This window comes from Nocardiopsis sediminis (assembly GCF_042650565.1).
GTDB lineage: Bacteria > Actinomycetota > Actinomycetes > Streptosporangiales > Streptosporangiaceae > Nocardiopsis_B > Nocardiopsis_B sediminis.
This window is the reverse complement of sequence record NZ_JBHSBH010000015.1, coordinates 93,573-117,006: the sequence shown is the minus strand read 5'-3', so window position 1 is coordinate 117,006 and position 23,434 is coordinate 93,573. Positions and strand designations below refer to the sequence as shown.

Below are 23,434 nucleotides of genomic sequence, written 5' to 3'. Positions count from 1 at the left end.
GGCCGCCTCCAGCTCCGCGACCGCGATGGGCGGGGCCGCCGGGCGGTCCAGCGCCTCGGGCCGGGCCCCGGGGTCGGGGGAGAGCAGCACCCGGTCGGCGACGGTGCGGCGGGCGGCTTCGGGGGCCACCTCCGGCAGCGCCGCCAGGGCCTGGGGCAGGCCGATCGCACCCAGCGCCTCGCGCGACTCCGCGGCCCCCGACGCGACGGCGGCGCCGAGCCGGACGGCGGTCCCCGCGGCCCGCTCGATGGCCCCGATGGACCGCTCCTCGGCGGCGCGCAGCTCCGCCGCCCCGGCGAGCGCGGCCGCCACGTGGCGGCGCTGGGAGGCGACGGTGGCCTCCTTGTCCTCCAGGTCGCCGAGCGCACTGTAGGCCGGCGACGCCTTCAGCGCCTCCAGTTCGGTCTGGACCCGATCCAGCCGCTCGCCGGCCTCGTCGCGCTCGGCCTCGGCCCGGCGCAGCTCCGCCTCGGCCGCGGCGCGCTCCTTCTCACGCTTGGCCCGGCGCGCGGTGGCCCGCTGAAGGTCGCCCTCGGACCGCTCCAGCCGCGCGGTGCGGTCGGCCAGCACCCCGCGGGCGTAGCCGCGGTAGCCGGCGAGGAACTCGCCCAGGGCGGCGTCGGCCCGGCGCAGCCGGGTGACGTTGCGCCGCACCCCCTCCAGGTTGTCCAGCCCGGTGGCGGTGCGGGTGATGACCTCGGGGTCGACCGGCGGCAGCGCGTCGGACAGCAGCTGTTCGAGCTGGCCCTGGAGGACCTTGAGCCCGATGTCGGGGTTGCGCAGGGTGCGTTGCAGGTGCAGCAGGTCGGTGTAGCGGTTGCCGCCGGTGATGCCGTAGACCGCGGCGGCGACCCGCTGCTGGAACGCCTCCTGGCCCTGGACGACCGCGTCCTCGTCCACGTGCTCGCGCAGCCGCGACTGGGTGATGGGGCGGTCCTGCTCCATCAGCGCGAAGTCCTTGTTCACCCGCAGCGGGGTCACGAACCGCCAGGAGTCGCTGACCTGTCGGCTGGACGCGCTGGCCTTGACCCCGATCCCGCAGGTCAGGAAGGACTCCCCGCCCTCGGGGAGCGTCCGGCGCAGCTCGATCCAGGCGTAGCCCAGCCGCATCGTGCCCTCGGCGTAGTCGTCGAGCATCAGGCGGCTCATGCTCACGGTGTCGAAGCCCTTGCACCCCATGTTGCGCAGGTCGCCGTCCAGGCACAGCGGCAACAGCAGCTCCAGCGTCCGGGACTTGCCCGACCCGTTGGTGCCCTTGAAGATGACCCGGCCGCCGGAGAGGTCGAACTCCTCATCGCGGTACTGCCAGATGTTGACCACGCCGCCGCGGTGCAACCGCCAGCGCCCGACGATCGGGCCGCCCGCGTCGTCGTTGCTCACCTGTGAACTCCTCGCCTGGAATACGCCCTCGTCGGGCTCGGGATGCCGGGAACGTCGCACCACGGGGGGCGGGTGGCACGCCGCGAGTAGCTTAGCCAGGCACACGGCCCCGGTCCCCCCGGAGCACACCGGCGCGCCCGCCCGGCCGCGGCCCCGGAGGAAGCGGCCCCGGGTCGCCGCGGACGTCCGCACAGGGCGCACGCCGTCGCCCGCGCCCCCACCGTACGATCCCCCGGTCACCGGCGCCGTCCGGGCGCCCGCGATCTCGAACGGTCGGCCGGGATCCCGCTGGGCCGGCGGCAGAACGGTAGCCCCGCTCTCCGCGCGTGGGTATTTCCATCCTGCCCCCTTGACGGCTGCCACGGCACCGCGTGGCGCTCTGCAACGGCGGTCTGAAAGCTCGCCGCTGAGGTGCGGTGGAGGGCGCCCGGACCGCCGTAGCCATAGATCCGCCGTGACGCGGGTCGCTCGGGGCGGCGCGAGCCGCTGATCGGCCCGCGTCCGCACTGCGCCGGTCAGAAGGCGAACAGCGCCTCCTGGCCGTCGCCGGGCGTGGGTGGGGGCGGGCCGGTGTCGTCCGGCTCGGTGTCGGTGTCGGCCGGGGCGTCGGGGATCGGGCGGTAGCGGGCGGCGGCCGGGCCGAGTTCGACCGTTCCGTCGGGAAGCGTGCGCGCGAGGCCCGCCTGCGCCAGCGCGTGCGCCACGGCGGCGGCGAGCCGGGTGGTGTCGCGGACCGCCTCGCGTGACCAGGCGCGCGGGTGGCGTTCGGCCAGCCCGCGCACCACGGCCTCCAGCCGGTCCGGGGAGACGTCGATCCACGGGGAGCCCGCGCCGGTGCCCGCGCCGGCACCGGCCCGGCCCCTTCCGGAACCGGTCTCTCCGGCTCCCGCCCCTGCACCGCCGTCGCCCCGCGCGTCGCTCAGCAGCTCATCGGCGGCCAGCAGCGCGATCCGGGCGACCGTTCCGGTGCCCGGGAAGACGCGGTCGGTGAGGTAGCCCTCCGGGTCCACGGCGAGCACCCCCTCCGCGCGCGCCTCCAGCCGCAGGCCCGTCAGCTCCTCCAGCAGGTGCGCCTCCTGGCGCAGGTTGGCGCGCAGCCACTCCCGCCCCGCTGGGGCGACCTCGGAGTACGGCACCACCGGGTCCTCCACGATCCTGCGGCGCACCGCGTGCCGCTCGTCGGTGCCCGCGTCGCCGGCCGCCTCCGGGCGCACGATGCGCGCCAGCGGCGCGGCCACCAGGTGGCCCAGCAGCTCCGCGTCCACCGTCAGCAGCGCCTCGCGCTCGGCGTCGTCGGCCCACGGCGACACGCTGCCGTCGGTCTCGCTGAGCACGCCCACGTCGATGAGGTGGCGCAGGGCGGCCGCGAGCGCGCGCCGGTCCACGATGCCCCCGCCCAGGTCCAGCCCCGCTTCGGCGCCGGCCGCCCTGACATCGGCCACCAGCGACGACAGCAGCAGCTGCCCGCCGCCCCCCGAGAGCACGGCCAACACCAGCGCGAGATAGGCGTAGGCGCGCGGGGTGAACGGGGCCCCGTTGGGCTTGTGCGCCCCGCGGACCCCGCCGGGCGTGCCCCCGGTCTTGTACAGCCGGGCGAAGCCCGGCTCCACCACGAGCCGGTAGCCCAGATAGCCCGCGAACAGCGCCTGGAGGCGGTCGGCATAGCGCCGCACCACCGGCAGGACCTCGCCCTCCGGCCCGTCGGCGCGCAGCAGCGGGCGCCGCAGCAGAACCCGCGCGCAGCGGCGCACCTGCGCCGCCTCGATCGCGTCCAGCCCCTCCAGGGCCCCGCCATCGGGGACGGTGCCCAGCGCCTCGCGGCGCAGCCCGCTCACCGGTCGCCCCCGGCCGGGCCGGCGCCCATGCCCTCGCCCACGTCCACGCGGACCGCCACCCCGTGCAGCTCCAGGTCGCCGAACACCGAGCCGATCCGCGCCACCTCGCCGGCCGGCCGCGGCTCCAGGCGCAGCGTGAGCCCGGTGACGGCGTCGGCGGCGCTGCCGCGCTCCTCAGGGCCGTCGCGGTCGGCTCCGGCCAGGGTGAGCAGCTCGCAGAACACCTCCAGCGCATCGCTGGAGAGCCGGGCACCGGCCAGGTCGCGTGCCGACGCGGTCAGCTCCGCGACGGCCGCGGTCCGGCGGCCGCGGCGCCGCTCCTCCTCGTCCAGCAGGGCCGCCCGGCCCAGCGGGTCGTCGGTGACGCGCGGCACCTGGCCGCCGGGCGCCCGTTCCCCGCGGGTGCGCACGTTGACCTCCACCTCCACCCGCTCCCCGGCCCCCCACGCGAGATCGGGGCGGAGCGCGTCGTCGTCGCCGACCAGGCCCAGGTGGCGCGCCGAGGACAGGCCGAACACCGCCGCATAGAGGTCGTGGGCCTCCTCGGGGGCCGCGGTGTCGAAGCGGGCGGCCAGCGCGAGCAGGTCGCGCCGGCGCCCGGGGTCGACCCCGCCCGCTCCGGTGGCGCGCTTGACGTTGGTGAGCAGCGCGGTGATGGCCCGGCTGGTCGCCTCGCGCAGCGCGTCGACCTCCGAGGGCCGTCCGGGGCCGCCGATGAACCACCCGGCCAGGCCGTCCCAGTCGGCGGCGCGCCGTCCGGGCGCCCGTTCGATCAGCTCGATCTGGCCGCCGCGCGGGCCGTGCGGTACCGGGCCGAAGCCCCCGGTGATTGCGGTGCCGGGGAGGCCGCCGCCGGCCCCGGCATCGGCGGCGTCGCCGCCCAGCCGCTCCAGCAGGGGCCCGCTCCGGCGGTTCAGGGAGCCCAGCCGCCCCACGATGGGCTCGGAGTGGCGCAGCACGTCCTCGGCGATCAGCTCGACGTACTCCAGCAGCATGTGCTTGAACCCGGCCATCTCGGCGGGGGCGAGGTCGTAGCGCGCGATCACCGACCCCAGGTAGGCGTAGAAGTCGCGGACCGCGGCGGCGAACTCGTCGTGCTGGAGGAAGAGGGTCGTGACCTGCTGGGTCAGCTGCTCCCGCAGCGTGCGCACCGATGCGGTGGTGGCGGGGCGGCGCCCCTGCTCGGCGTCGAGGAGGGCGGTCAGGGTGTGCTCGATGTCGGCGAGTCCCTGCTCGATGGCGGGCAGCAGCTCGCGCGATACTTCGCGGGCGCCCTCGGCCACGGTGAGCACGTCGTCGACGTCGCGCTGGACCCGCATGGCGAGCTTGGCCACCTGGTAGCGGACCCGGCTGCGGGTGAACTCCGCGATGGTCGCGGCCGGCTCGCGGCGGCCCGGCACCAGGTTGCCCCAGCGCGCGAGCTGCTCCAGGCGGTCGATCACGGTGTCGAGCCGGGATTCGCCGTCGTCGACCTCGCCGCGGCGCTCGGCGGCGGCGAGGACCGCCGCGACCTCGCCCGCGCCCAGGTCGGCCAGGAGCGTCGAGGTGAACAGCCGCATGATCACCAGGTAGGTGCGGCGCTCGGGGGCGGTCAGGTAAGCGTAGAGGCGCAGGCGGGCGTCCGCGTCGCCATCGGGGTGGGGTGGCCGGTCGGTATCGTTGAGCATGACCCGCCCCAACTTAGCGGCTCACCACCCCCGCCAGGGCGGGGCTCGCTCAGGGCACGTAGAGGGTGAGGGCCTCGGCGACCAGGGCATCGCGCTCGCCGCCCTCGATCTCGACCCGGTGCGCCAGGGTCAGCAGCACGCCCTTGGGGGTCTGCCTGGTGTCGGCCAGCTCGATGCCGTCGCGCACGCGCGCGCCCTCGCGCACCGGCTGGAGGAACCGGACCTTGTTCAGCCCGTAGTTGATGCCCATGCGCGGCGGACGCTCCAGCCGGAACACGCGCGGACCGAAATAGGACAGCAGCGACAGGGTGAGGAACCCGTGGGCGATCGTGCCGCCGAACGGGCCGCCGGTGGCCTTCTCCCGGTCGACGTGGATCCACTGGTGGTCGCCGGTCGCTTCGGCGAAGCCGTCGATGCGGTCCTGGGTCACGGTCAGCCAGTCGCTATGGCCCAGATGCTCGCCCTTGGCCGCGATGAGTGCGTCGATGTCGGCGAAGGTCCTCAACCTGGGCTCCTCGCATCGGGACGGGGACTGTGGTGTGGATCGACTCTAGCGGCGCCCGACCGCACGATATGTGTCCGGGGTCACGTGTTCCGGTGCCGCCATGGGCCGCGGCCGCTCAGTCGGTGACCAGCTTGCTCATCCGCTGCCGCGACAGGCCCAGCAGATGTGCGACGTCGTCGCTGCTCAGCCCGGCGTTGGTCAGGCCGTACACCGCCTGGCGGGTCTTGGCCGAGGCCACGCGCAGGGCTTCGTCGGCGTCGCCGAGCGCGGCCTTCGCCTCCAGGGCGACCCGGTCGAGATCGTCGCCGACGCTCGGGACCACGTCGACCTCGACATCGGCCTCCTCGGCCGGTAACTGCCCGCAGATGTACTCGCGGGCGCGCGCCGCGGCGTCGCCCAGGGTGGGGGACCAGGTGACGCCGATGTCGCCGACGCTCAGCTCCCACCCGTTCGCCCACTTGCGGGCCCGCACCTCATAGCGTGCCACCGTGCCCATCCTTCCCCGACGTCCAGGACCAACGATCCTCTCCGAAACCCGGTCGCCCCGGCAAGGCGCCCGGGCGTGCGGCGGCCGGCTGCGGCCGCGCGGGTCGGCCGGGACGACCGAGGTGCATGTGCGGACCGAAACAGGATCGCAACAGAGGGTAACGCAATGTGCATGCACCGAGCCCCCTCAGGTGAGCTGCATCTGCTACACAGGGTGACAAGCGGGTCGCAGTCGATTAACCCCCGCGTTGCGCGCGTTGACCCGGCGGCAACACGCTCTTCTTAGAGTTCGGCTGTTCGCCCCCCGCCGCCATCCCACGCGGGACGGCGGCTCACACACTTCCTGGCGACCCCACGGGAGGACGCATGGGCCCCGCGGCCAAGGCGACCGGATCGACGCTCGACGTACCCTTCATCGACATCTCCGCATGGGAGAACGGGCCACGGGCGCAGTCCGCCATCGCCGCGCGGATGGACGCGGCCGCCGCCGACACCGGGCTCATGCGCATCGCGGGCCACGGTATCCCCGAGAACATCCACGCCGGAATCGCCGACGCGATCGAGCTCTTCTTCGACCGGCCCCCGGCCGCCAAGCTCCGCTACCTCGCGGCCGAACCCGACCTTGACCGCGGATACACCCGGCCGGGCCCCGCCCACCCCGAATCGTTCCACATCGGCACCCGCGCCGACGACTTCCCCGACCGGGCGCTGCCCTTCGAGATCTACCCCGACAACATCTGGCCCGTGGGCCTGCCCCGGTTCCAGCCGCAGGTCATGGCCTGGTTCGACGCCGCCCAGCGGCTCGCCCGCCGGCTCATGCAGGTGTGCGCGGTCGCCCTGGACCTGCCCGAGGGCTTCTTCGAGCCCTACACCGGGCACTCCATCGACACCCTGCGCCTCGACCACCTCGCGCCCGCGCCGGGCGCCTTCGGCCCCGGTCCGGCCGGGGCCGACCCCGTGGTGAGCGGCGGCCGCACCGACATCGGCCTGCTGCGCATCCTGTGGTCCGACGCCGCCTCCGGCCTGCAATTCGGCGACGAACAGGGCCGCTGGCACGACATCGAGCCCTGGCCCGGCACGCTGCTGGTCAATGTCGGCGACCTGCTGGCGCGCTGGACCAACGACCGCTGGCTGTCGGTGCCCCACCGCGTGGTCCCCCCGGGCGGGCCCGGCGCGCCGGCCGCGCACTGGCGATCGGCCGCGCTGACCCACAGCGGTGACTTCGACGCACTGGTCACCACCCTGCCCACCTGTGTCGGGGCCGACCGGCCCGACTACTACGAGCCGGTCACCATCGCGGGCCACATCGCGGCCAAGGTCGGGGGCTCGCGCTGGGAGCGCATCGTCGGCCCGCGCCGCGTGATCGCCCCCCTCGACACCTAGGACGGGCCGGCCGCCCCTCGCGCACGGGCTGTTCAGCGTGCCGGGCGCGCCTGCGCGGGGCGGCGGCCCTGGCGGTCGAGCGAGACCGACTCGATCGCCGCGTTGCCGAGTGCGCGGAAGTCGATGTCGTGCCCCAGCCCCGGCCGGGTGAGCGGGATGGGGGTGATGCCGTCGTGGGCGCGCACCGCCGGGTCGGCGACGTCGCGGGCGGTGTGCCCGCCCGCCCCCGGCATCTCGCTGGGCAGGGTGATCCCCGGCAGCGACGCCAAGGCGACGATCGCGGCCCGGCCGACCCCGGATTCGGAATCGGACCCGCACCAGAGGTCCCATCCGGCGTCGGCCGCGCGGTCGTGGGCGCGGCGCGCCGGGGTGAGCCCGCCGAGGTGGGCCACCCGCAGGTTCAGCGCCCCGGCGGCTTCGAGGCGGATGGCGTCGTCGAGTGCCGCCAGGGAGTCGACCGACGCGCTCAGCGCGACCGGGGTGCGCAGTTCGCGGTGGAGGCGGGCGTGGGCGGCGAGGTCGGGGGCGGCGAAGGGCTGCTCGATGGCGAGCAGGCCGCGGCCGTCGAGCGCCCGGAGGCGGTCGAGGTCGTCGGGGTCCTCGGTGTAGCGTCCCCGGGCGTCGACCTGGAGGACGAGGAACGGGTAGCTCTCCTGGACGGCCCGGACGGCCTCGATGTCGTGGCCGGGGGCGATCTCCAGCCGGATGCGCCGGAACCCGCTGCCGACCTGCCGATTGACCTCCAGCACCAGCGCATCGAGCGTGTCCTGCCGGTGCACCGTGACCCCGGCGGTGACCGCGGTGCGGTCGCCGCCCAGGGCGTGGGCGAGCGGGGTGCCGCGCTGCTTGGCCCACAGGTCCCAGCAGGCGGAGTCGAGCCCGGCCGCGACCGGCGCGCACCAGGGCAGGCCGGCCCACGCGAGTTCGGCCTCGGTGGGCCGGTGCCACGTGTGCGCCAGCAGGGCGGGCGCGTAGTGGTCGACGAGCAGGCGCCAGCGTTCGGGGTCGGCCATGGTGACCTCGCCCCAGCCGCTGATGCCCTGGTCGTCGGTGACGCGGACGAGGGCGTGCAGCTCGTGGCGCGGCCGGCCCGTGGCGCCGCCGCCGCGCGGCCGGGGATAGGCCGACGGCAGCCGCACCAGGGTCGCGTCGATGCTCGCGACCCTAGTTGCCGTCACCGGTTCGGTGGGTGGCACGCGCGCTCCAACTCGCTCGGGTATGGGGTGTTCAGAGGGTGATCCCCCTGGATTCGAAGGTATCCGCTCGGCCCGTCCCCCACCACCGCGGGACGGCAGGCTGTGGACATCCACACCCAATGGCGGGCCGGTGGACGAGCGGAGCCGGAGCCGCCTCTGGCCGCAGGCCCGATCGCGGGGCCGCGTGACCGTCCGGGAGGCGGGTGGGACCGGTGAACCGTCTCATCCGCACTTGACGGCGGAGAACACCACCGAGCCCCTCAGAATGGTGCGTTCGGCGTTGCCGAAGCGATTCGCCAGCGCCGCTTCCACGGCGGACAGCTCCTCGCCGGCGAGGGCGAAGCGGGCGGGGCGCCGGTGCCAGGCGATCACCGCGCGGCCCCCGCTGCGCAGGACCCGGTGCAGCTCGGCCATCCCGTCGTCCAGCCGCGGCCACATGGCCACGGTGTTGACCGATATCGCGAGGTCCACGCGGCCGTCGTCCACCCCGGTCGCCGCGGCGTCGCCCGGGTGGATGTGCACGCGCCCACGGCGCACGGCCCGGGCGTTGCGCCGTTGCGCCATGGCGACCATCTCCGCTGAGGGGTCGACCGCGGTCACCCGCACATCGGGGCGGCGCGTCAGCAGTTCGACCAGCACCCCCGGGCCGCACCCGACCTCCAGCACGTGGGTGCCCGCGCGAACGTCCAGCCACGCCAGCAGCTCGGCGTTGCAAGCCCGATTGGCGCGCGCCATGATCCGGCCGGCCAGCCGCCCTCGCAAGCCGCGCGGAAGGGCGAACGGGTTGCGCCCCGGGGGCGCCCCCGTCCACAGCCGCCGCCGTCCCACCGGCCACCCCCACAGGCCGCGCCGCCAGGGCCGTTCCGCCGCAGAACGCGATGTCGTCCCTGCTCATACGGGCCTACTGCCCGAGGGAGCCGCGCTGACGCCTCCGATCCCGACAGCGGCGGAATGGCCGACCCGCGAGGCGCTCCGCGCGCCCCGCACCGGGTCCGGCTAGCCGGCGATCACCTCGGCCACCGTGCGCGCCTTCAGGCCGTGGGCCTCGGCGACGGCCTCGTTGGTGAGGTCGCCGTCGTAGGTGTTGAGGCCCTGCGCCAGCGCCGGGTCCTCCGCCAGCGCCGTGCGCCAGCCCTTTCCGGCCAGCGCCACCGCGTAGCGCAGCGTGTCCTTGGTCAGGGCGTGGGTGGAGGTGTTGGGGACCGCGCCGGGCATGTTCGCCACGCAGTAGAAAACGGTGTCGTGCACGTCGAAGGTGGGGTCGGTGTGGGTGGTGGGCCGGGAGTCAGCGAAGCAGCCGCCCTGGTCGATGGCGATGTCCACGAGCACCGCGCCCGGGCGCATCCGCGACACGAGCTCGTTGGACACCAGCTTGGGCGCCTTGGCGCCGGGGATGAGCACCGCCCCGATCACGAGGTCGGACTCCAGGACCGCGCGCTCCAGCTCGAAGGCGTTGGAGGCGACCGTGGCGACCCGGCCCGCGTAGAGGTCGTCGGCGTGGCGCAGCTTGCCCACGTTGAGGTCGAGCAGGGTCACATCGGCGCCCATGCCCACCGCGATGCGGGTGGCGCTGAGCCCCGAGACACCGGCGCCGATCACGGTGACGCGCGCCGGCCGCACACCGGGTACCCCGCCCATGAGCACGCCGCGCCCCCCGTTGGGGCGCTGCAACGTGGCGGCGCCGACCTGCGATGCGAGCCGCCCGGCGACCTCCGACATCGGGGCCAGCAGTGGCAGGGAGCCGTCGGGCAGCTGCACGGTCTCGTAGGCGACGGCGGTGACCTTGCGCTCCAGCAGCGCGTCCGTGCACTCCCGCGAGGCCGCCAGGTGCAGGTAGGTGAACAGGGTCTGGCCCTCGCGCATCCGGTGGTACTCCTCGGCCACCGGCTCTTTGACCTTGAGGATCAGCTCGCCCTCGGCCCAGACGTCGTCGGCCGTCGCGAGGATGCTGGCGCCCGCGGCGGTGTACTCCTCGTCGGTGATCGACGAGCCGAGGCCGGCGCCGCGCTCGACGACGACCTCATGCCCGCGGGTCACCAGTTCATGGACGCCTGCCGGGGTGATCGCCACCCGGTATTCGTGGTTCTTGACTTCACGGGGCACACCGACGCGCACGGCGGTTCCCTCCTCGGCATCGTTGTGGCTACACCCTCACTGTGACGCGCAGGGGCGAGCCCGGCCATCTCCAACATGGTTGTCCATCGCGGTCCATGTTGACACCGTGTAATGCATGACGAAGGATCAGCCGCTGATGGGAAGCAAAGGGTCACCGTTCGCGGTGGGCCGTCCCGGTTTGCGGGTCCCCTTCGTCCCGGCGCCGCCGGAGGCGGTGAACGCGCTGCGCCCCGCAACCCACGTCGCGTTCACCCGGCCGGTGAGGTGGCGCCCCGCATAGGGCCCGCTGTCGTTCTCGGGCACCGTCTGGAAAGCATCTGGGTCGAACGCCACGAGGTCGGCGTCGTGGCCGGGGGCGATCCGGCCCTTGCGCCGCAGCCCGACCAGCTCGGCGGGGCCCGCGGAGGTCCAGCGCGCGATGTCGTCCAGGCCGCATCCGCGACGGGCCGCGGCCGTCCACAGCGCGGGCAGCAGCCAGGAGATGGCCTCGACCCCGGTCCCTGGGCGGTGCCCCGATCCGATCGTGGTGATGGGGGAGTCGCCGTCGGCCGTCAGCACGCTCCACAGGGCGTTGCGGTTGGCGCTGGACCGCAGCGGGGGGCGGCAGCCGAAGGCGGGGGAGGAGTCGGGGACCTGCTCGGCCGGCAGGCACAGGTAGTGGGGGCAGGTCTGGGCGCTGACGGGGATGCCCATGGCCCGCGCCGCCGCCAGCACCGCGGCGCACTCGGCGGCGGTGAACGGGGAGATGTGGGTGCGCGCCCCGGTCACCCGCGCCGCGGCGATGATGCGCTCCAGGCCCCGGCGCTCGGCCCGCGGCGGGCGCGACATCAGCAGCGCCTCGTTGCCCCCGCGCGCGGGCACGCTTAGCTCGCCGGCGTCCTCGGCGTGGACGAACAGCGGGACCTGCATCGCCCCGAACTCGGCCATCGCCTTGCGCAGCCGGGTATCGCCGACGGGCCCCACATCGGGCGCGCCGCCGTCGGACAGCGAGCAGTGGAACCCCACCACCCCGGCCGCGCGCAGGTCGGCGAGGTCGGCGGGCGAGCTGTGCGGCCCGATCCCGCCGAGGAAGGCGACGTGCACGCCGTTGTCCGCCGCCGCGGCGAGGTGCCCGTCGAGCGCGTGGACGCCGGTGACCGCCGGGCGCGCCGGTGCGGGCGTGACGACCAGGGTGGTCACGCCGCCCCGCAGGGCCGCGGCGGCCGTGCGGGCGTAGCCCTCGCGCAGCTGCTGGCCCGGCGCCTGGGCGGCGACGTCGGTGTCGACGCAGCCGGGCAGCAGCGCCACCCGGCCCAGGTCGGTGTCGCCGCCACCGGCCGGCAGGGCGTCGTAGTCGCCCACGGCGGTGATGCGCCCGCCGCGGATCCCGACGGCCGCGGGCCGCACCCCGCCGGGGGTGACCACACGCTGCGACCGGATGACGCTGTCGTACTGGGGCATCGCGATCCCCTTCGTAGTCGAATGACCTTTTTCGCGCATGTATGGCGTGAATGGCGAACAATGTGGCGGCCTGCGCGTCGCCACCCCTCCGGGTCCGCGTGTCGACCGCTCGACGGTATCGCGATCCGGGGGGCGAACCGCTATCGTCGTCACCGCATAGCCCGGATGAGCTGCGGAGATCAAGGTCCCTCCCAGAGTTTCCGATGAATTGCGGCAAACTTTCCCGAGTGGGCACCGATTATCGCCATGATGTGCCGCCGGATCATCGAAACCCGGATATTCGGAGGACCGCCATGCGACTGCCCCCTGCCCGTTACCTGGTGCCCTTGGTGGCGGCCACAGCGGCCGCCCTGGGCCTGACCGGGCTGCTGTGGGCTTCCGGCGCGGTGGGTGCGGCGGTCGCGCTGCAACTCGCCGTCTCGGTCATCACCGCGTCGGCCGTGGCGGCGGCCGCGATGTCCCTGCGCAGGCAGGGGATCCAGCTCCGCCGCCTGCGGGGCGACCTCGCGGACCTGGCGTCCGGGCAGGCGGCGCTCCTCGAACGCGTCGAGACCGGGCTCGGCATCCTCGGCGGCCTCAGCGAGCTGCCCAAGTCCCTGCGCGGCGCCCGCGCCGACCAGAAGGCCGGCTTCGACCGGCTGACCGACCACGTCACCGCCCGGGGCCGCGCCGACTACGAGCAGCAGGTCGCCTGGCAGGAGCTGCGCGACTACCTGAAGCCGGGCCCGTTCATGCCCGCCCTGCGCGACTGGGCGGCATCGCCCGACGTGCTGCGGCTGCTCGTCGAGCAGATCCGCGACCGCGCCCCCAAGCTGGTCGTGGAGTGCGGCAGCGGCGCGTCCAGCGTGTGGCTGGGCTACGCGCTGCGCCGCGCGGGCGCCGGGCGGCTCGTGGCCATCGAGCACGACGAGCGCTACGCCGCCCTCAGCCGCGACCTGGTCGCCTCCCACGGCCTGTCCGACATCGTGGAGGTCCGGGTGGCCCCGCTGCGCGACTGGTCCCACCCGGGCGACGACGCCCCCGCTCAGCGCTGGTACGACACCGACGCGCTGACCGACCTGAAGGACATCGACCTGCTGTTCGTCGACGGACCGCCCGCCCGCACCGGCCCGCAGGCGCGCTACCCCGCCGGGCCCGTCCTGCTGCCCCGCTGCTCCACCGACGCGGTCGTCGTCATCGACGACACCATCCGCGCCGACGAGCGCGAGATCGGCGACCGGTGGCTCGCCGAGAACCCCGACCTGCGCCGCGTGCGCCGCGTGGCGCTGGAGAAGGGCGCCGACGTCTTCACGCTGTCGGCCCCGGGGGAGGCAACGGACTGAACCGGGGCGGGAGACGGCTCCGCGGCCGCCGCGGATGCGCCCCCAAGGGGCGCGCGAACTCGTCACTGCGCCTCTGACCTGCGGGGCGGCGCCATCGGCGCCGTCCCGCGCGTGCTTTGTGCACCGTAGGTCCGACGCGCTGTAGTAGTAGGCTTACCCTGGTTCGAGGTGGTGTCCGCGTAAATCCGACAGACCTGTTCGCCGGCGGCTCCGTCGCCGCGCTCGGCCCCTGGCTGTGGGGCGGTTTCGGGCTGCTGGTGGGCGCGGCCACCGCCGTGGTGGTGATCCGTCGCCGCCACTGACCGGAGGGCGTTGCCCCGGCGCCGATTCGGCCTCACGGCCCCCTCGTCCGTGACCGACCGAAAAGCCGCCGTCGGCCGCGCCCTGGCGACCTCGACGACGACGGAGTGGCACCCCGTGGCTCCCCCTGTGAACCGCGAGACCTCGACCGCAGCGCGCGGCGGGACCGACACCACGATCATCATCGGGGTGGCGGCCACCGCCGTCACCCTGATCGCGCTGATCATCGCGCTGGTCACCGGCGGCGCCGTGACCGCCCAGGTCATCCCCGGCCTCCCCGATGCGGGGCCCCTCACCCGGTGGGGCCTGCCGGTCGCCCGGACCGTCATGGACGTCGCCGGAGCGCTCACCGTCGGCCTGCTCCTGCTCGCCGCGTTCCTGCTGCCCAACGACAAGGGGCTGCTCAGCGGCCAGGCCCAGGGGTACGTGCGGGCCTCCTCGTGGGCGGCGCTCGTGTGGGCCGTCGCCGCCGGGGTCACCCTCGTCTTCCAGCTTTCCGACCTGCTCGGACTGCCTCCCGGCGAAGTCATCGGCGACCAGCTCACCAGCTACGCCGGATCGGTCTCGCAGGGCATCGGCCTGATGTTCGTCATCCTGTTCGCCACCGCGGTCGCCCTGTTCGGCCGCACCACCGAGACCGCGGCCGGGGCGTTCGGCCTGGTGGTGACCGGCCTCGCCGGTGTGGTGCCGCCCGCGCTCACCGGGCACTCCGCGTCCTCGGGCGCCCACGAGCTCGCCATCACCGGCCTGGCCCTGCACGTCCTGGCCATCTCCGTGTGGGTGGGCGGGCTGGCCGCCGTCACTTTCCACGGCCTGCGCGCCAAAGGCGAGCACACCGCCATTGCGGCCGAGAGGTTCAGCCGGATCGCCCTGTGGGCCTACATCGGCGTCGCCATCGGCGGCACGGCCAGCGCGCTGAGCCGCCTCTACAACGCCACGGAGCTGTTCACCACCGAGTACGGCCGCATCATGGTGGCCAAGGCCGTGCTCTTCGCCGCCCTCGGTGTCATCGGGTGGCTGCACCGCCGCTCCACCATCCCGCGCATCCGCGAAAACGAGGGCCGTCGCCTCTTCGCCCGCCTCGCCGGGGTGGAGATCGCGGTCATGGGCGCCGCCATGGGGCTGGCCACCGCCCTAAGCCGCACGGCGCCGCCCCCGCCGCTCGACGGCACCGTCGACCCCGTCGCCGAACTCCTCGGCTTCCCCATGCCCCCGCCCATGACCGCCACGACCCTCGCCACCCTGTGGCGGCCCGACCTGTTCTTCATCATGGTCGTCGTGGTCCTCGGCGGCCTCTACGCCGCCGGGGTGGTGCGCCTCGTCCGGCGCGGCGACCGCTGGCCGTGGGGCCGCTCCGTGGCCTGGGCCGCGGGCCTCGCGACCATCGTCGTGTCACTGCTCAGCGGGGTCAGCACCTACTCGATGATCCTGTTCAGCGTGCACATGGTGCAGCACATGGTGCTGTCGATGCTGACCCCGATCCTGCTCGTCCTCGGCGCCCCGGTGACCCTGGCCCTGCGCGCTCTCAAGCCCGCCGCCCGGCGCGGGGACCGAGGGCCGCGCGAATGGCTCAGCGCGTTCCTCCAGAGCCGCTTCTCCCACTGGGTCACCCACCCGGCCGTGGCCACCCCGCTGTTCGTCCTCAGCCCCTACGCGCTCTACTTCACCCCGCTCTACGCGGCGCTGATGAACGACCACCTGGGGCACCTGGCCATGAGCGTGCACTTCCTGGTGAGCGGGTTCCTGTTCTTCTGGGTGATCGTGGGCGTCGACCCCGCCCAGCGCAAGGTCCCCCACCTGCTGCGCATCGTCCTGCTGCTGGTCACGATGGGCGTGCACGCGTTCTTCGGCATCACGATCATGATGCAGTCGGAGCCGCTGGCCATGGACTACTACGGGCAGTTCGTGGTCCCGTGGAGCGAGGGCGTGGCCGAGGATCAGTACATGGGCGGCGGGGTCGCCTGGGCGATCGCCGAGATCCCCACCCTGCTGGTCATGGTCGCCCTGGTCGTGCAGTGGTCGCGCGACGACGAGCGCTCCGAGCGCCGGCGTGAGCGCCACAGCCGCCGCGGCGGGTCCGACGACGCCGACATGGACGACTACAACGCCTACCTCGCCGAGCTCGACCGCAAAGCGAAACAGCAAGGCTAGACCCCTGTGCCCGCGGGGTCCAGAGGGCTGAGCCGAGAGCGGAATTCTCCCGCTGCGGGCGTAACCCCCTGGTGCCCGCGGGCGTGTTCGGGTTGGGTCGGGCCATGACCACATTTCGGTTCGGTGTCAATTTCGGCAAGACGGAGATCGGCCGGTGGACGGACTTCTGCCGGAGCAGTGAGCGGCTGGGGTTCGACGTCATCCTGGCACCCGACCACCTCGGCGCGCCCTCGCCGTTCGCGATGCTGGCGGCCGCCGCCGTGGCCACCACCCGCGTGCGGCTGGGCACGCTGGTCGTCAACAACGAGTTCTGGAACCCGGCGATGCTCGCCCGCGAAGCCGCCACCGTCGACCGGCTCTCCGGCGGGCGGCTGGAACTGGGCCTGGGAGCCGGGCACATGAAGGCGGAGTTCGACCGGGCCGGCATCCCGTGGCGCCCCCACGCCCAGCGCGTCGACCGGCTCGAAGGGGCCATCCGCGAACTCGACACCCTCTTCGCCGAGGACGGCCAGCAGCCGCTGCCGCGCCAGGTGCCACGGCCCCCGCTGCTGATCGGCGCGCACGGCGAGCGCACGCTCGCCCTCGCCGCCCGCCACGCCGACATCATCGGCTTCGGCGGCCTCACCCAGCTCAAGGGGCGCCGCATGGGCGAGTTCGGCATCGCCGGACCCGCCGAGACACGGGAACGGGTCGACTTCGTCCGCGAGTGCGCCGGGTCGCGCGCCGCGCACCTGGAGTTCAACGTCCTCGTCCAAGGCGTCTTCCTCACCGGCGACGCCGAGAAGAAGGCGGCGGAGCTGGCCGAGGAGTTCGCCGTCAACGGGCTCGACAGTGCGCAGGCCGTCCTGGACAGCCCCTACCTGCTGGTGGGGACGGCGGAGGAGATCGCGGCCGAGGTCGTCGCCGCCCGCGACCGCTACGGCTTCAGCTACGTGTCCACCCACGGCCCCTACCGCGACGCCCTGGCCGAGGTCATCCCGCTGGTCCGCCGCAAGGCCGGGGAGGAGCACCGCGAACCGGAGCCGGGCGGCGGCCCCGGCGACGCGGCCGAACCGCCCGGCCCAGAGGGCGCCTGAGCGGCCCGAGCCGGTGCGGCGCCCGCCCGGCCGGGGGGACCCGGGTCAGCTCACGAGCAGGGCGAGACCGGCGTCGACCGCGCCGAGGACGGCGCACATGATCAGGCCGCCGAGCAGGGTCGCGGGGGAGAGCCGCCGGGGCGCGGGGCGGCCGAGGCCCCGCATTGCGGCCGCCCGCCGCAGCGCCAGGGGGATGAGGGCGACGTTGGCGGCGTAGACGATCGCCACCACGCAGAACGCCACCAAGAACGCCCGGCCGAACCCGGCCGAGGGCTCGGCCGCCAGCAGGTTCAGCGCCGCGATCGAGGGGACCATCAGCAGCAGGACCACCGACACCCCGCCGAACAGCACCCGCACCGTGCGGCCCGCGTTGCGGCCCGAGGCGACGAGCAGGAGCCCGATCAGGGCCGCCATCATGACCGCGCCGACGATTCCGAACATGACGATGTTGACCAGCGAATTCACCCTGACATTCTGGCACCGTGCGGGCGGCGCCCCGGCCGGGCGCCGGTGTCGCGGCGCCGCCGCCGGCCGCCCGGCGGCGCGGCAGGAGAGGCGGTGACCTGCCGCGACCGCGGTGCGTCACCGCGCCAAGGCCGCCTGTCTCGGCGCAGGGGTGAAGCGGATCGCACCCAGGGCGCGTGCCCGTGCGCGGTCCAGCAGCTCCAGGGAGCGCGCTCCGCGCAGCACCGCGCCGGGGCCGCCGCCGCACGCCGACAGGACCCGCGTCCACCTGCGGCTGTGCACGCGGTGGCTGTGCGCCGTGACCCGGCGGCCGCGCTCGATCTGGCTGCGCAGGGCCTCATCGGGCGTGACATCGATCAGCACCAGGTGCACCTCCACGCCCTTGCGGCGGCAGTGCCACCCCAGCAGCCTGCGGACCGCGCGCCGGGTCCCGGTCTCGTGCACGATCACGGGGTCGCCCGTACGCAGGGCGGCCACGACGCGCGCGTAGTGCAGGACGTGCACCACCCACCGCCACCACGGGTAGGGCAGCAGACGCAGCGCCGGGGTGAGCCGGTTGCGGGACTGCTGCGAGTCGATCACCCGCACGCCGTCGCGGGTGCGCACGGTCGTGGTCTCGGTGCCGTCGAGCCCGTAGAGGCGGTTCAGCAGCGTGCTCTTGCCCGCCCCCGGCACCCCGCCGACCAGGACGAGCGAGTGGGCGGGGTAGCGCAGCACCGGCCGCCGCAGGGTCGCGCGACGCGACAGGGGCGTCATCGTGAGACCCGGAACCGTCCGCGGCGCCGGGGGAGGCGGGGCAGGTCCGATGGAGGGCCGTTCGCCACGGGGGCGGTCCTGGCGATCGGAGGCGGCGGATCGGGCGCCGGGCCCGGGAACGGGCCGGACGCCGGTGTCAGCCACGGCGTCGGTTCGGATGTCGGAACACGTGGGGCACTCCAATGCACCGGCTCTTCGCGGCGTCCGCGCTCGCGGGGCGGCGGCGGGGACGAGGGAAAGGGTCATGTCCGTGTTCTGCGCTTTCCGGATAAGCAAGGTCTAAGGAGAACCCGGATCGGCGGTGAGAAGTTCCGGAACCGCGGCAGGTCCCGCCATCCGTCGCCTTCGCGAACGCACTCTGACCGTGTGCGCCGCCGTTTCCCCTGGTCACCCCACGGACACCCGGAACCCGCGATCCGGCACCACTGCACCAGACCCGTGGCCGACAGGAGAACAAGCCCCGGCGGCCCCGGCGCCTTCGACAGGCCCGGCCACTCGCCCTCGATGAGGACGGGGCGGCCCGGGGCGACGGTGCCGGCCGCGATGGCGTTGCGTCGGTGCATCCCCCCTGGAACATGTCGGCCTTGCCGTCGTTCCAGACCACAGGTGCCGTCAATACGCTGCGCACCTCCTCGCGGTGGACGCGGTGTCCGCCCTGAGCGGCGGACGCTTCGTATTCCGCTATCCGGGCACGCAGGATCAAACCTCCCGTCCGTCACCATCGGGGCCGCGGGGGAAGCGGCGCCGTGGCGGGGGGCGAACCGGCGGGCCGGGCGTGGCGACCCGGTCACCCGACCTGGGTCACGGTGGAGCCGGTCGGGGTCTTGGTGACCTTGAGGCGGGTGGTGATGCGGGAGCGGAGGTCGGCGACGTGGCTGACCACGCCGACCGCGCGGCCGCCGTCGCGGAGGTCGTCGAGCAGCCCGAGCACCTCCTCCAGCGCCTCTTCGTCCAGGCTGCCGAACCCCTCGTCGACGAAGAGCGTGTGGATGTCGGCGCCGCCGGCCTCTGCGCCCGCGACGTCGCCCAGGCCCAAGGCCAGCGCCAGAGATCCGGCGAAGGTCTCGCCGCCCGACAGGGTGGCGGGGTCGCGCTCCTGGCCGGTCCAGGCGTCGAGCACGCGCAGCCCCAGCCCGCCGCCCGAGCGTGAGCGGTCGCCCGCCGCCTTGTCGACCGTGTGCCGCAGCTCGTAGCGCCCGCTCCACATCTTCGCCAGCCGGTCGTTGGCCGCGGCCACCACGCGCTCCAGCCGCGCCGCAAGCACATACGCCGACAGGCGCACGCTCTCGCGGTTGGCGGCCGATGTGCCCGACGCGAGCCGGGCCAGCCCCTCGGCGACCGCGTGCCGCTCGCGGGCCGGACGCGACCCCGCCAGCCGGGAGCCGAGTTCGGCACGGAGGTCGGCCAGGCGCGCGGCGCGGCGGGCGAGCCGGTCGCGCCAGGTCAGCGCGTGTTCCGCGGCGGTCTCGGCGGAGGCGGAGGCATCGTGCAGCGCGGCGAGGTCGGGGGCCGGCCGGGCGGCGGCGGCCGTCAGCTCCGGATCGGCGAGCACCGATTGCACGGCGGCCAGCTCGTCGTCGTAGACGCGGGCGCGCTCGCGGAGGGAACGCCGGAGGCCGTCGCCCCGCTCCGCGGCCCACACCGACGCGGTATCGGGGAACCCGGCCTCGATGCGGGCCCGCCGCGCCTCGCGCTCGGCGCCCCGCAGCTCCTCGGTGGCGGTGGCGAGCCGGTCCAGGGAATCGCCCGCCGCGGCCATGAGGTCGGCCTCGCCCGACAGCCGGGCGATGCGCGCGGCGAGGTCGGGGTCGGGGCCGCGGGCGGCGTCCAGCAGCGCGGTGAGCCGGGCGGCTTCGTCGGCCCGGGCTGCGCGCCGCTCGGTGATCTCGGCGAGGTCAGCGGTGAGCCGGGCCTCGCGTTCGCGCGCCTGGTCCAGGGCGGTGTCGAGCGCGTTCAGCCGTTCGGCGATACCGGCCGCCCGGGCCGCGGCGGCGTCGATGTCGGCCAGGGCCCGCTGCCGCTGCGCGGCGAGGTCGGCCGCCTCGGTGTCGTCCAGCCCTCCGGCCGCGGCCCGGGCGGCGGCGAGCCGCTCGGTCAGGGACGTGACGGCGGTCTCGGCCCGGGTCCGCCGCTCGCCCGCCGATTCGGCGTGCAGCCGTGCCCGGTCTTCGTCGTCGGGGGAGGGGCGGTCGCGTTCGCCGGGCGCCGGGCGGGGATGCTCGGCCGACCCGCACACCGGGCATGCCTCGCCGTCCGCCAACGCGGCCGCCAGCTCGGCGGCCATGCCCTCGATCCGGGCCCGGCGGATGTCCTGGAGGGTGTCGACCGCCGCCTGAGCGGCATCGACCGCCGCGGTGCGGTTCCGCTCGGCCGCCGCGAGCTCACCGCTCAGCGAACCGGCGTCGCGCGCCGCCTTCAGGCGCTGCCGGGCGAGGTCGAGCTCGGCGGCGGCGTGCTCGCGGGACCCCGCGCGGGCCTGCGCGTCCTCCAGCTCCGCGGCGAGCGCGGCCCGCTGGTCGGGAAGTTCGGCGATGCGGTTCCGCCCGCGGTCGAGGTCGTCGCGCGCCGCGGCGATGGCGTCGTCGAGCGCGACGACCTCGCGCCGCACGGCCCGGAGGCGTTCGGAATCGCCCCGCAGGTGCTCCAGCCGCGCGACTTCATCACGCCGCAGCCGCTCGGCCGTCCGCAGCCGTCCGCGCTCGGCAGTGCCAGGGGTGGCGGGGTCCACGGTTCCGGTGGTGCCGGGTTCCCATCCGCGTGCACGCTCGGCCTCCGGGGCCTCGGCCGCGGTATCGCGCCCCGCGGCGCCGGCGTCTTCGTCCGGGGCGGGACCCCGTCCGCGTGCACGCTCGGCCGCCGGCGGCGTATCCGCCACGGCACCGGGTGCGGCCGGGTCAGCCGGGTCGGGGCTCCACAGGCCGGCGCCGCCGGTCGGCGGAAGGTGGCCGGTCGCGGGACCGCGGTGGTCCGTGGCCGCGGCTGCTGCGGGGGCGGTGCCGGGGGTACCGACGTCCCCGGCCGCGGCGGAAGCAGCGCCGGGATCCTCGATGCCGGTGGGCTCGGCAGCGGCCTTCCGGTGGGACGGTGGGGAGGTGGGGGCGGTGGGCAGGCCGGCCACGAGGTCCAGGTGTTCGGCGACCGCGAGTTCGGCCTTGGCGAGCTGGGTGCGGCGCTGGTCCTCGGTGCGTAGGAACGGGACGACCGTCGCGGCCCGTTCGGCGGCGTCGAGTTCGGAGTCGAGTGCCGCCCGCTCCGCCGCGCGTTCGGTGAGGGCCGCGTACCGCTCCGCTGCACCGGCGTGGCGCCGACGGCGCTCCTCCAGGGCGCGGGCGGAGTCGACGGCGGAGCGCGCGCGGTCGCGGTCNNNNCGGTCGCCGCGGCCACCGACGCCAGCTCGGCCGACCATGGGACGAGGTCGTCGAGGCGGTCGCCGCCGGGCCGGTCGCCCGGCCGGTCGCCCAGTGGGTCGCCGGGGCGGGACGCGCCCGCGACCTCGGCCACCAGGTCGGCGGTCGAGGACACCGCGGCCTCGGCCGCGGCTGCCGCCGTGCCCAGCGTGCGGGCGTGCTCGCTCAGCCAGTCCTCGACGCGCGCGAACACCCCGGTGTTGAAGATGCGTTCGAGGCACTCGCGCCGCTCGCGTGCATCGGCGCGCAGGAAGCGGGCGAACTCGCCCTGCGGCAACAGCACGATCTGGCAGAACTGCGGCAGCGACAGCCCCAGCAGGTCGGCGACGATCTGCCCGGCTTCATCGGGCCGGTTGGTCAGCCCGCGCCATTCGCCGTCGACCAGCTCGGTGACGACGACCTTCGCCTTCTCCTCCGTGGTGCCGCTGCCGCGCTTCTTGGGGCGGGTCCACGCCGGGGACCGGGTGATCGACAGCCGCCGCCCCCGGATGGTGGCCTCCAGGACGACCTCGGGGCGCCGGTCGGGCGGGGCGTGGTTGCTGCGCGGCGAGCGCGCGGCATCGCGGACGCCGGGCACCTTGCCGTAGAGGGCGAAGCACACGGCGTCGAGCACGGAGGTCTTGCCCGCGCCCGTGGGGCCGTGGATGAGGAACAGCCCGCCCTCTCCCAGCCGGTCGAAGTCGACGGTCTCGGTCCCGGCGAACGGCCCGAAGGCCTGCATGGTCAGTGTGTGCAGCCGCATCAGCGCGTGGCCTCCCGGGTGCGGACGTCTTCGAAGGCCGAGCGCACCAGCCCGCGTTCGGCGTCGGTGGCGGGCGCGCCGCGCGCCCAGCCGACGAAGTCGAGCGCGAGGTCGGGTTCGGAACGGCCCGCGACCCGCTGCGACCAGGTGGGGCGGTGGTCGTCGGGCCGGTGGTCGGGGTCGAAGTCCAGGGTGAGGGCGTGGGGGAAGCGCTCGCGCAGGCGGTCCATGGGCAGCTGCGGGCGCAGCGGGTCGGTGAGCGTGATCTGGAGCCAGTGCCCGGTATAGCGCTCCCAGGCGGCCCCGCCGAGGAGGTCGTCGATGCGTCCGCGGATCCGTGCGATGGGCCGGGGGACGGGTGCCTCGGCGAACTCCGCCGAGACCGGGCCCGATGCGCCGAGGTCGAGGATCCAGTACCCCTTGACGTGGTGCTCCTCGGAGAAGGAATAGGCAAGCGGCGACCCGGAGTAGTGGGCGGTCGGCGACATGGCCTGCCGGCCGTGGAGGTGCCCCAGCGCGACGTGGCCGACGCCGTCGAAGACGGACAGCGGGACGTGCGACGCCCCGCCCACGGAGATGTCGCGCTCGCTGTCGGAGGGCTCGGCCCCGCTGACGAAGGCGTGCGCCAGGACCACCGACCGCGTGCCCGCCGGGCGCCGTGCGAGGTCGGCGCGGACGAGGTCCATGGCGTGTCCGAGCACCGCCGGGTGCCCGCGCCCGGTGAGGCCCCAGTAGTGGCGGGCGATCTCGGGTTCGAGGTAGGGGATGCCGTAGAACGCCACCGGCCCGTGGTCGTCCTCGATCACGACCGGCGTGCCCACGCGGTCGAGCGAGCTGCGCAGGTGGATGCCGGCGGCGTCGATGAGGTCGGTGGCGTAGCCCAGCCGCACCATGGAATCGTGGTTGCCGCTGATGAGGACGGCCCGCGCGCCGGTGTCGCGGATGCGGCCCAGGGCGTCGTCGAAGAGCCGCACGGCCTCGACCGGGGGCAGTGCGCGGTCGTAGAGGTCGCCGGCGACCAGCACGACGTCGATGCGCTCCGACCTGATGGTTTCGATGAGGTGGTCGACGAACGCCGCCTGGGCGCCGAGCAGGTTCTCCCGGTGGAACGAGCGTCCCAGGTGCCAGTCGGAGGTGTGCAAGAGCCGCATGGTCCGGGAGGTTACTGGAGTTGGACCGGTGCCCGCAGATGTTGTCCACACATGCCT

Annotated in this window: 15 protein-coding genes and 3 pseudogenes; 4 read left to right on the top strand and 14 right to left on the bottom strand. The window is 74.9% G+C overall.

The window, feature by feature from the left end:
* From ACFOVU_RS23120 to ACFOVU_RS23100, 5 genes and pseudogenes are all read right to left on the bottom strand, one after another.
* A pseudogene (locus tag ACFOVU_RS23120) lies at nt 1-1,380 on the bottom strand (TIGR02680 family protein); the annotation flags it as partial.
* Between the two features lie 515 nt (nt 1,381-1,895).
* A complete protein-coding gene (locus tag ACFOVU_RS23115; RefSeq protein WP_378536946.1) occupies nt 1,896-3,215 on the bottom strand; it encodes a TIGR02678 family protein in 1,320 nt (439 codons plus the stop codon).
* The gene (locus ACFOVU_RS23110; protein WP_378536945.1) at nt 3,212-4,882 is read right to left on the bottom strand and encodes a DUF2397 domain-containing protein; all 1,671 of its coding nucleotides are present in this window, start codon (nt 4,880-4,882) and stop codon (nt 3,212-3,214) included. Before ACFOVU_RS23110 ends, ACFOVU_RS23115 begins: the two co-directional genes overlap by 4 nt.
* A 49-nt stretch (nt 4,883-4,931) precedes the next feature.
* A complete protein-coding gene (locus tag ACFOVU_RS23105; RefSeq protein ID WP_378536943.1) occupies nt 4,932-5,387 on the bottom strand; it encodes a MaoC family dehydratase in 456 nt (151 codons plus the stop codon).
* Nucleotides 5,388-5,502: 115 nt separating this feature from the next.
* Nucleotides 5,503-5,874 (bottom strand): hypothetical protein, encoded by a 372-nt coding sequence (locus ACFOVU_RS23100; RefSeq protein ID WP_378536942.1) that lies wholly within the window; start codon nt 5,872-5,874, stop codon nt 5,503-5,505.
* 365 nt (nt 5,875-6,239) lie between these two features.
* Here ACFOVU_RS23100 and ACFOVU_RS23095 point away from each other — a divergent pair, with 365 nt between their 5' ends.
* Nucleotides 6,240-7,256 carry an isopenicillin N synthase family dioxygenase gene (locus ACFOVU_RS23095; RefSeq protein WP_378536941.1) on the top strand — a complete coding sequence of 339 codons (1,017 nt, stop codon included), beginning with the start codon at nt 6,240-6,242 and terminating at the stop codon, nt 7,254-7,256.
* A gap of 32 nt (nt 7,257-7,288) precedes the next feature.
* On the opposite strand, the gene ACFOVU_RS23090 is transcribed toward ACFOVU_RS23095, so the two are convergent.
* From ACFOVU_RS23090 to ACFOVU_RS23075, 4 genes are all read right to left on the bottom strand, one after another.
* The gene (locus tag ACFOVU_RS23090; protein ID WP_378536939.1) at nt 7,289-8,452 is read right to left on the bottom strand and encodes an enolase C-terminal domain-like protein; all 1,164 of its coding nucleotides are present in this window, start codon (nt 8,450-8,452) and stop codon (nt 7,289-7,291) included.
* A gap of 222 nt (nt 8,453-8,674) precedes the next feature.
* Nucleotides 8,675-9,280, bottom strand: coding sequence for a class I SAM-dependent methyltransferase (locus ACFOVU_RS23085; protein ID WP_378536938.1), 606 nt, complete (start codon nt 9,278-9,280; stop codon nt 8,675-8,677).
* A 168-nt stretch (nt 9,281-9,448) separates the two neighbouring features.
* Nucleotides 9,449-10,567 (bottom strand): alanine dehydrogenase, encoded by a 1,119-nt coding sequence (gene ald / locus ACFOVU_RS23080; protein ID WP_378536936.1) that lies wholly within the window; start codon nt 10,565-10,567, stop codon nt 9,449-9,451.
* Between the two features lie 126 nt (nt 10,568-10,693).
* On the bottom strand, nt 10,694-12,007 hold the full coding sequence (locus ACFOVU_RS23075; protein WP_378536935.1) for an amidohydrolase family protein: 1,314 nt from the start codon (nt 12,005-12,007) through the stop codon (nt 10,694-10,696).
* Nucleotides 12,008-12,300: 293 nt separating this feature from the next.
* Here ACFOVU_RS23075 and ACFOVU_RS23070 point away from each other — a divergent pair, with 293 nt between their 5' ends.
* The 3 genes from ACFOVU_RS23070 (at nt 12,301) to ACFOVU_RS23060 (ending at nt 16,856) form a co-directional block, all read left to right on the top strand.
* The gene (locus ACFOVU_RS23070; protein ID WP_378536933.1) at nt 12,301-13,329 is read left to right on the top strand and encodes a class I SAM-dependent methyltransferase; all 1,029 of its coding nucleotides are present in this window, start codon (nt 12,301-12,303) and stop codon (nt 13,327-13,329) included.
* Between the two features lie 417 nt (nt 13,330-13,746).
* Nucleotides 13,747-15,780, top strand: a complete 2,034-nt coding sequence (locus tag ACFOVU_RS23065; protein ID WP_378538189.1) for a cytochrome c oxidase assembly protein — start codon at nt 13,747-13,749, stop codon at nt 15,778-15,780.
* Between the two features lie 104 nt (nt 15,781-15,884).
* Nucleotides 15,885-16,856 carry a TIGR03621 family F420-dependent LLM class oxidoreductase gene (locus tag ACFOVU_RS23060; protein ID WP_378536932.1) on the top strand — a complete coding sequence of 324 codons (972 nt, stop codon included), beginning with the start codon at nt 15,885-15,887 and terminating at the stop codon, nt 16,854-16,856.
* Between the two features lie 45 nt (nt 16,857-16,901).
* On the opposite strand, the gene ACFOVU_RS23055 is transcribed toward ACFOVU_RS23060, so the two are convergent.
* The 5 genes and pseudogenes from ACFOVU_RS23055 to ACFOVU_RS23035 form a co-directional block, all read right to left on the bottom strand.
* On the bottom strand, nt 16,902-17,321 hold the full coding sequence (locus tag ACFOVU_RS23055) for a hypothetical protein (RefSeq protein ID WP_378536931.1): 420 nt from the start codon (nt 17,319-17,321) through the stop codon (nt 16,902-16,904).
* 117 nt (nt 17,322-17,438) lie between these two features.
* Complete coding sequence (locus tag ACFOVU_RS23050; RefSeq protein WP_378536929.1) at nt 17,439-18,077, bottom strand: AAA family ATPase; 639 nt, start codon at nt 18,075-18,077, stop codon at nt 17,439-17,441.
* Between the two features lie 787 nt (nt 18,078-18,864).
* Nucleotides 18,865-20,013: pseudogene (locus ACFOVU_RS29395) on the bottom strand (SbcC/MukB-like Walker B domain-containing protein); the annotation flags it as partial.
* Nucleotides 20,014-21,180: 1,167 nt separating this feature from the next.
* A pseudogene (locus ACFOVU_RS23040) lies at nt 21,181-22,226 on the bottom strand (AAA family ATPase); the annotation flags it as partial.
* The gene (locus ACFOVU_RS23035; RefSeq protein ID WP_378536928.1) at nt 22,226-23,377 is read right to left on the bottom strand and encodes an exonuclease SbcCD subunit D; all 1,152 of its coding nucleotides are present in this window, start codon (nt 23,375-23,377) and stop codon (nt 22,226-22,228) included. The gene ACFOVU_RS23035 and the pseudogene ACFOVU_RS23040, both read right to left, overlap by 1 nt.
* Nucleotides 23,378-23,434: the final 57 nt, after the last annotated feature.

What these genes read in the sequence shown, in the direction of transcription:
- ACFOVU_RS23110 (WP_378536945.1), bottom strand. Translation starts at nt 4,882, where the DNA reads ATGCTCAACGATACCGACCGGCCACCCCACCCCGATGGCGACGCGGAC.
- ACFOVU_RS23095 (WP_378536941.1), top strand. Translation starts at nt 6,240, where the DNA reads ATGGGCCCCGCGGCCAAGGCGACCGGATCGACGCTCGACGTACCCTTC.
- ACFOVU_RS23075 (WP_378536935.1), bottom strand. Translation starts at nt 12,007, where the DNA reads ATGCCCCAGTACGACAGCGTCATCCGGTCGCAGCGTGTGGTCACCCCC.
- ACFOVU_RS23070 (WP_378536933.1), top strand. Translation starts at nt 12,301, where the DNA reads ATGCGACTGCCCCCTGCCCGTTACCTGGTGCCCTTGGTGGCGGCCACA.
- ACFOVU_RS23060 (WP_378536932.1), top strand. Translation starts at nt 15,885, where the DNA reads ATGACCACATTTCGGTTCGGTGTCAATTTCGGCAAGACGGAGATCGGC.
- ACFOVU_RS23050 (WP_378536929.1), bottom strand. Translation starts at nt 18,077, where the DNA reads ATGACGCCCCTGTCGCGTCGCGCGACCCTGCGGCGGCCGGTGCTGCGC.
- ACFOVU_RS23035 (WP_378536928.1), bottom strand. Translation starts at nt 23,377, where the DNA reads ATGCGGCTCTTGCACACCTCCGACTGGCACCTGGGACGCTCGTTCCAC.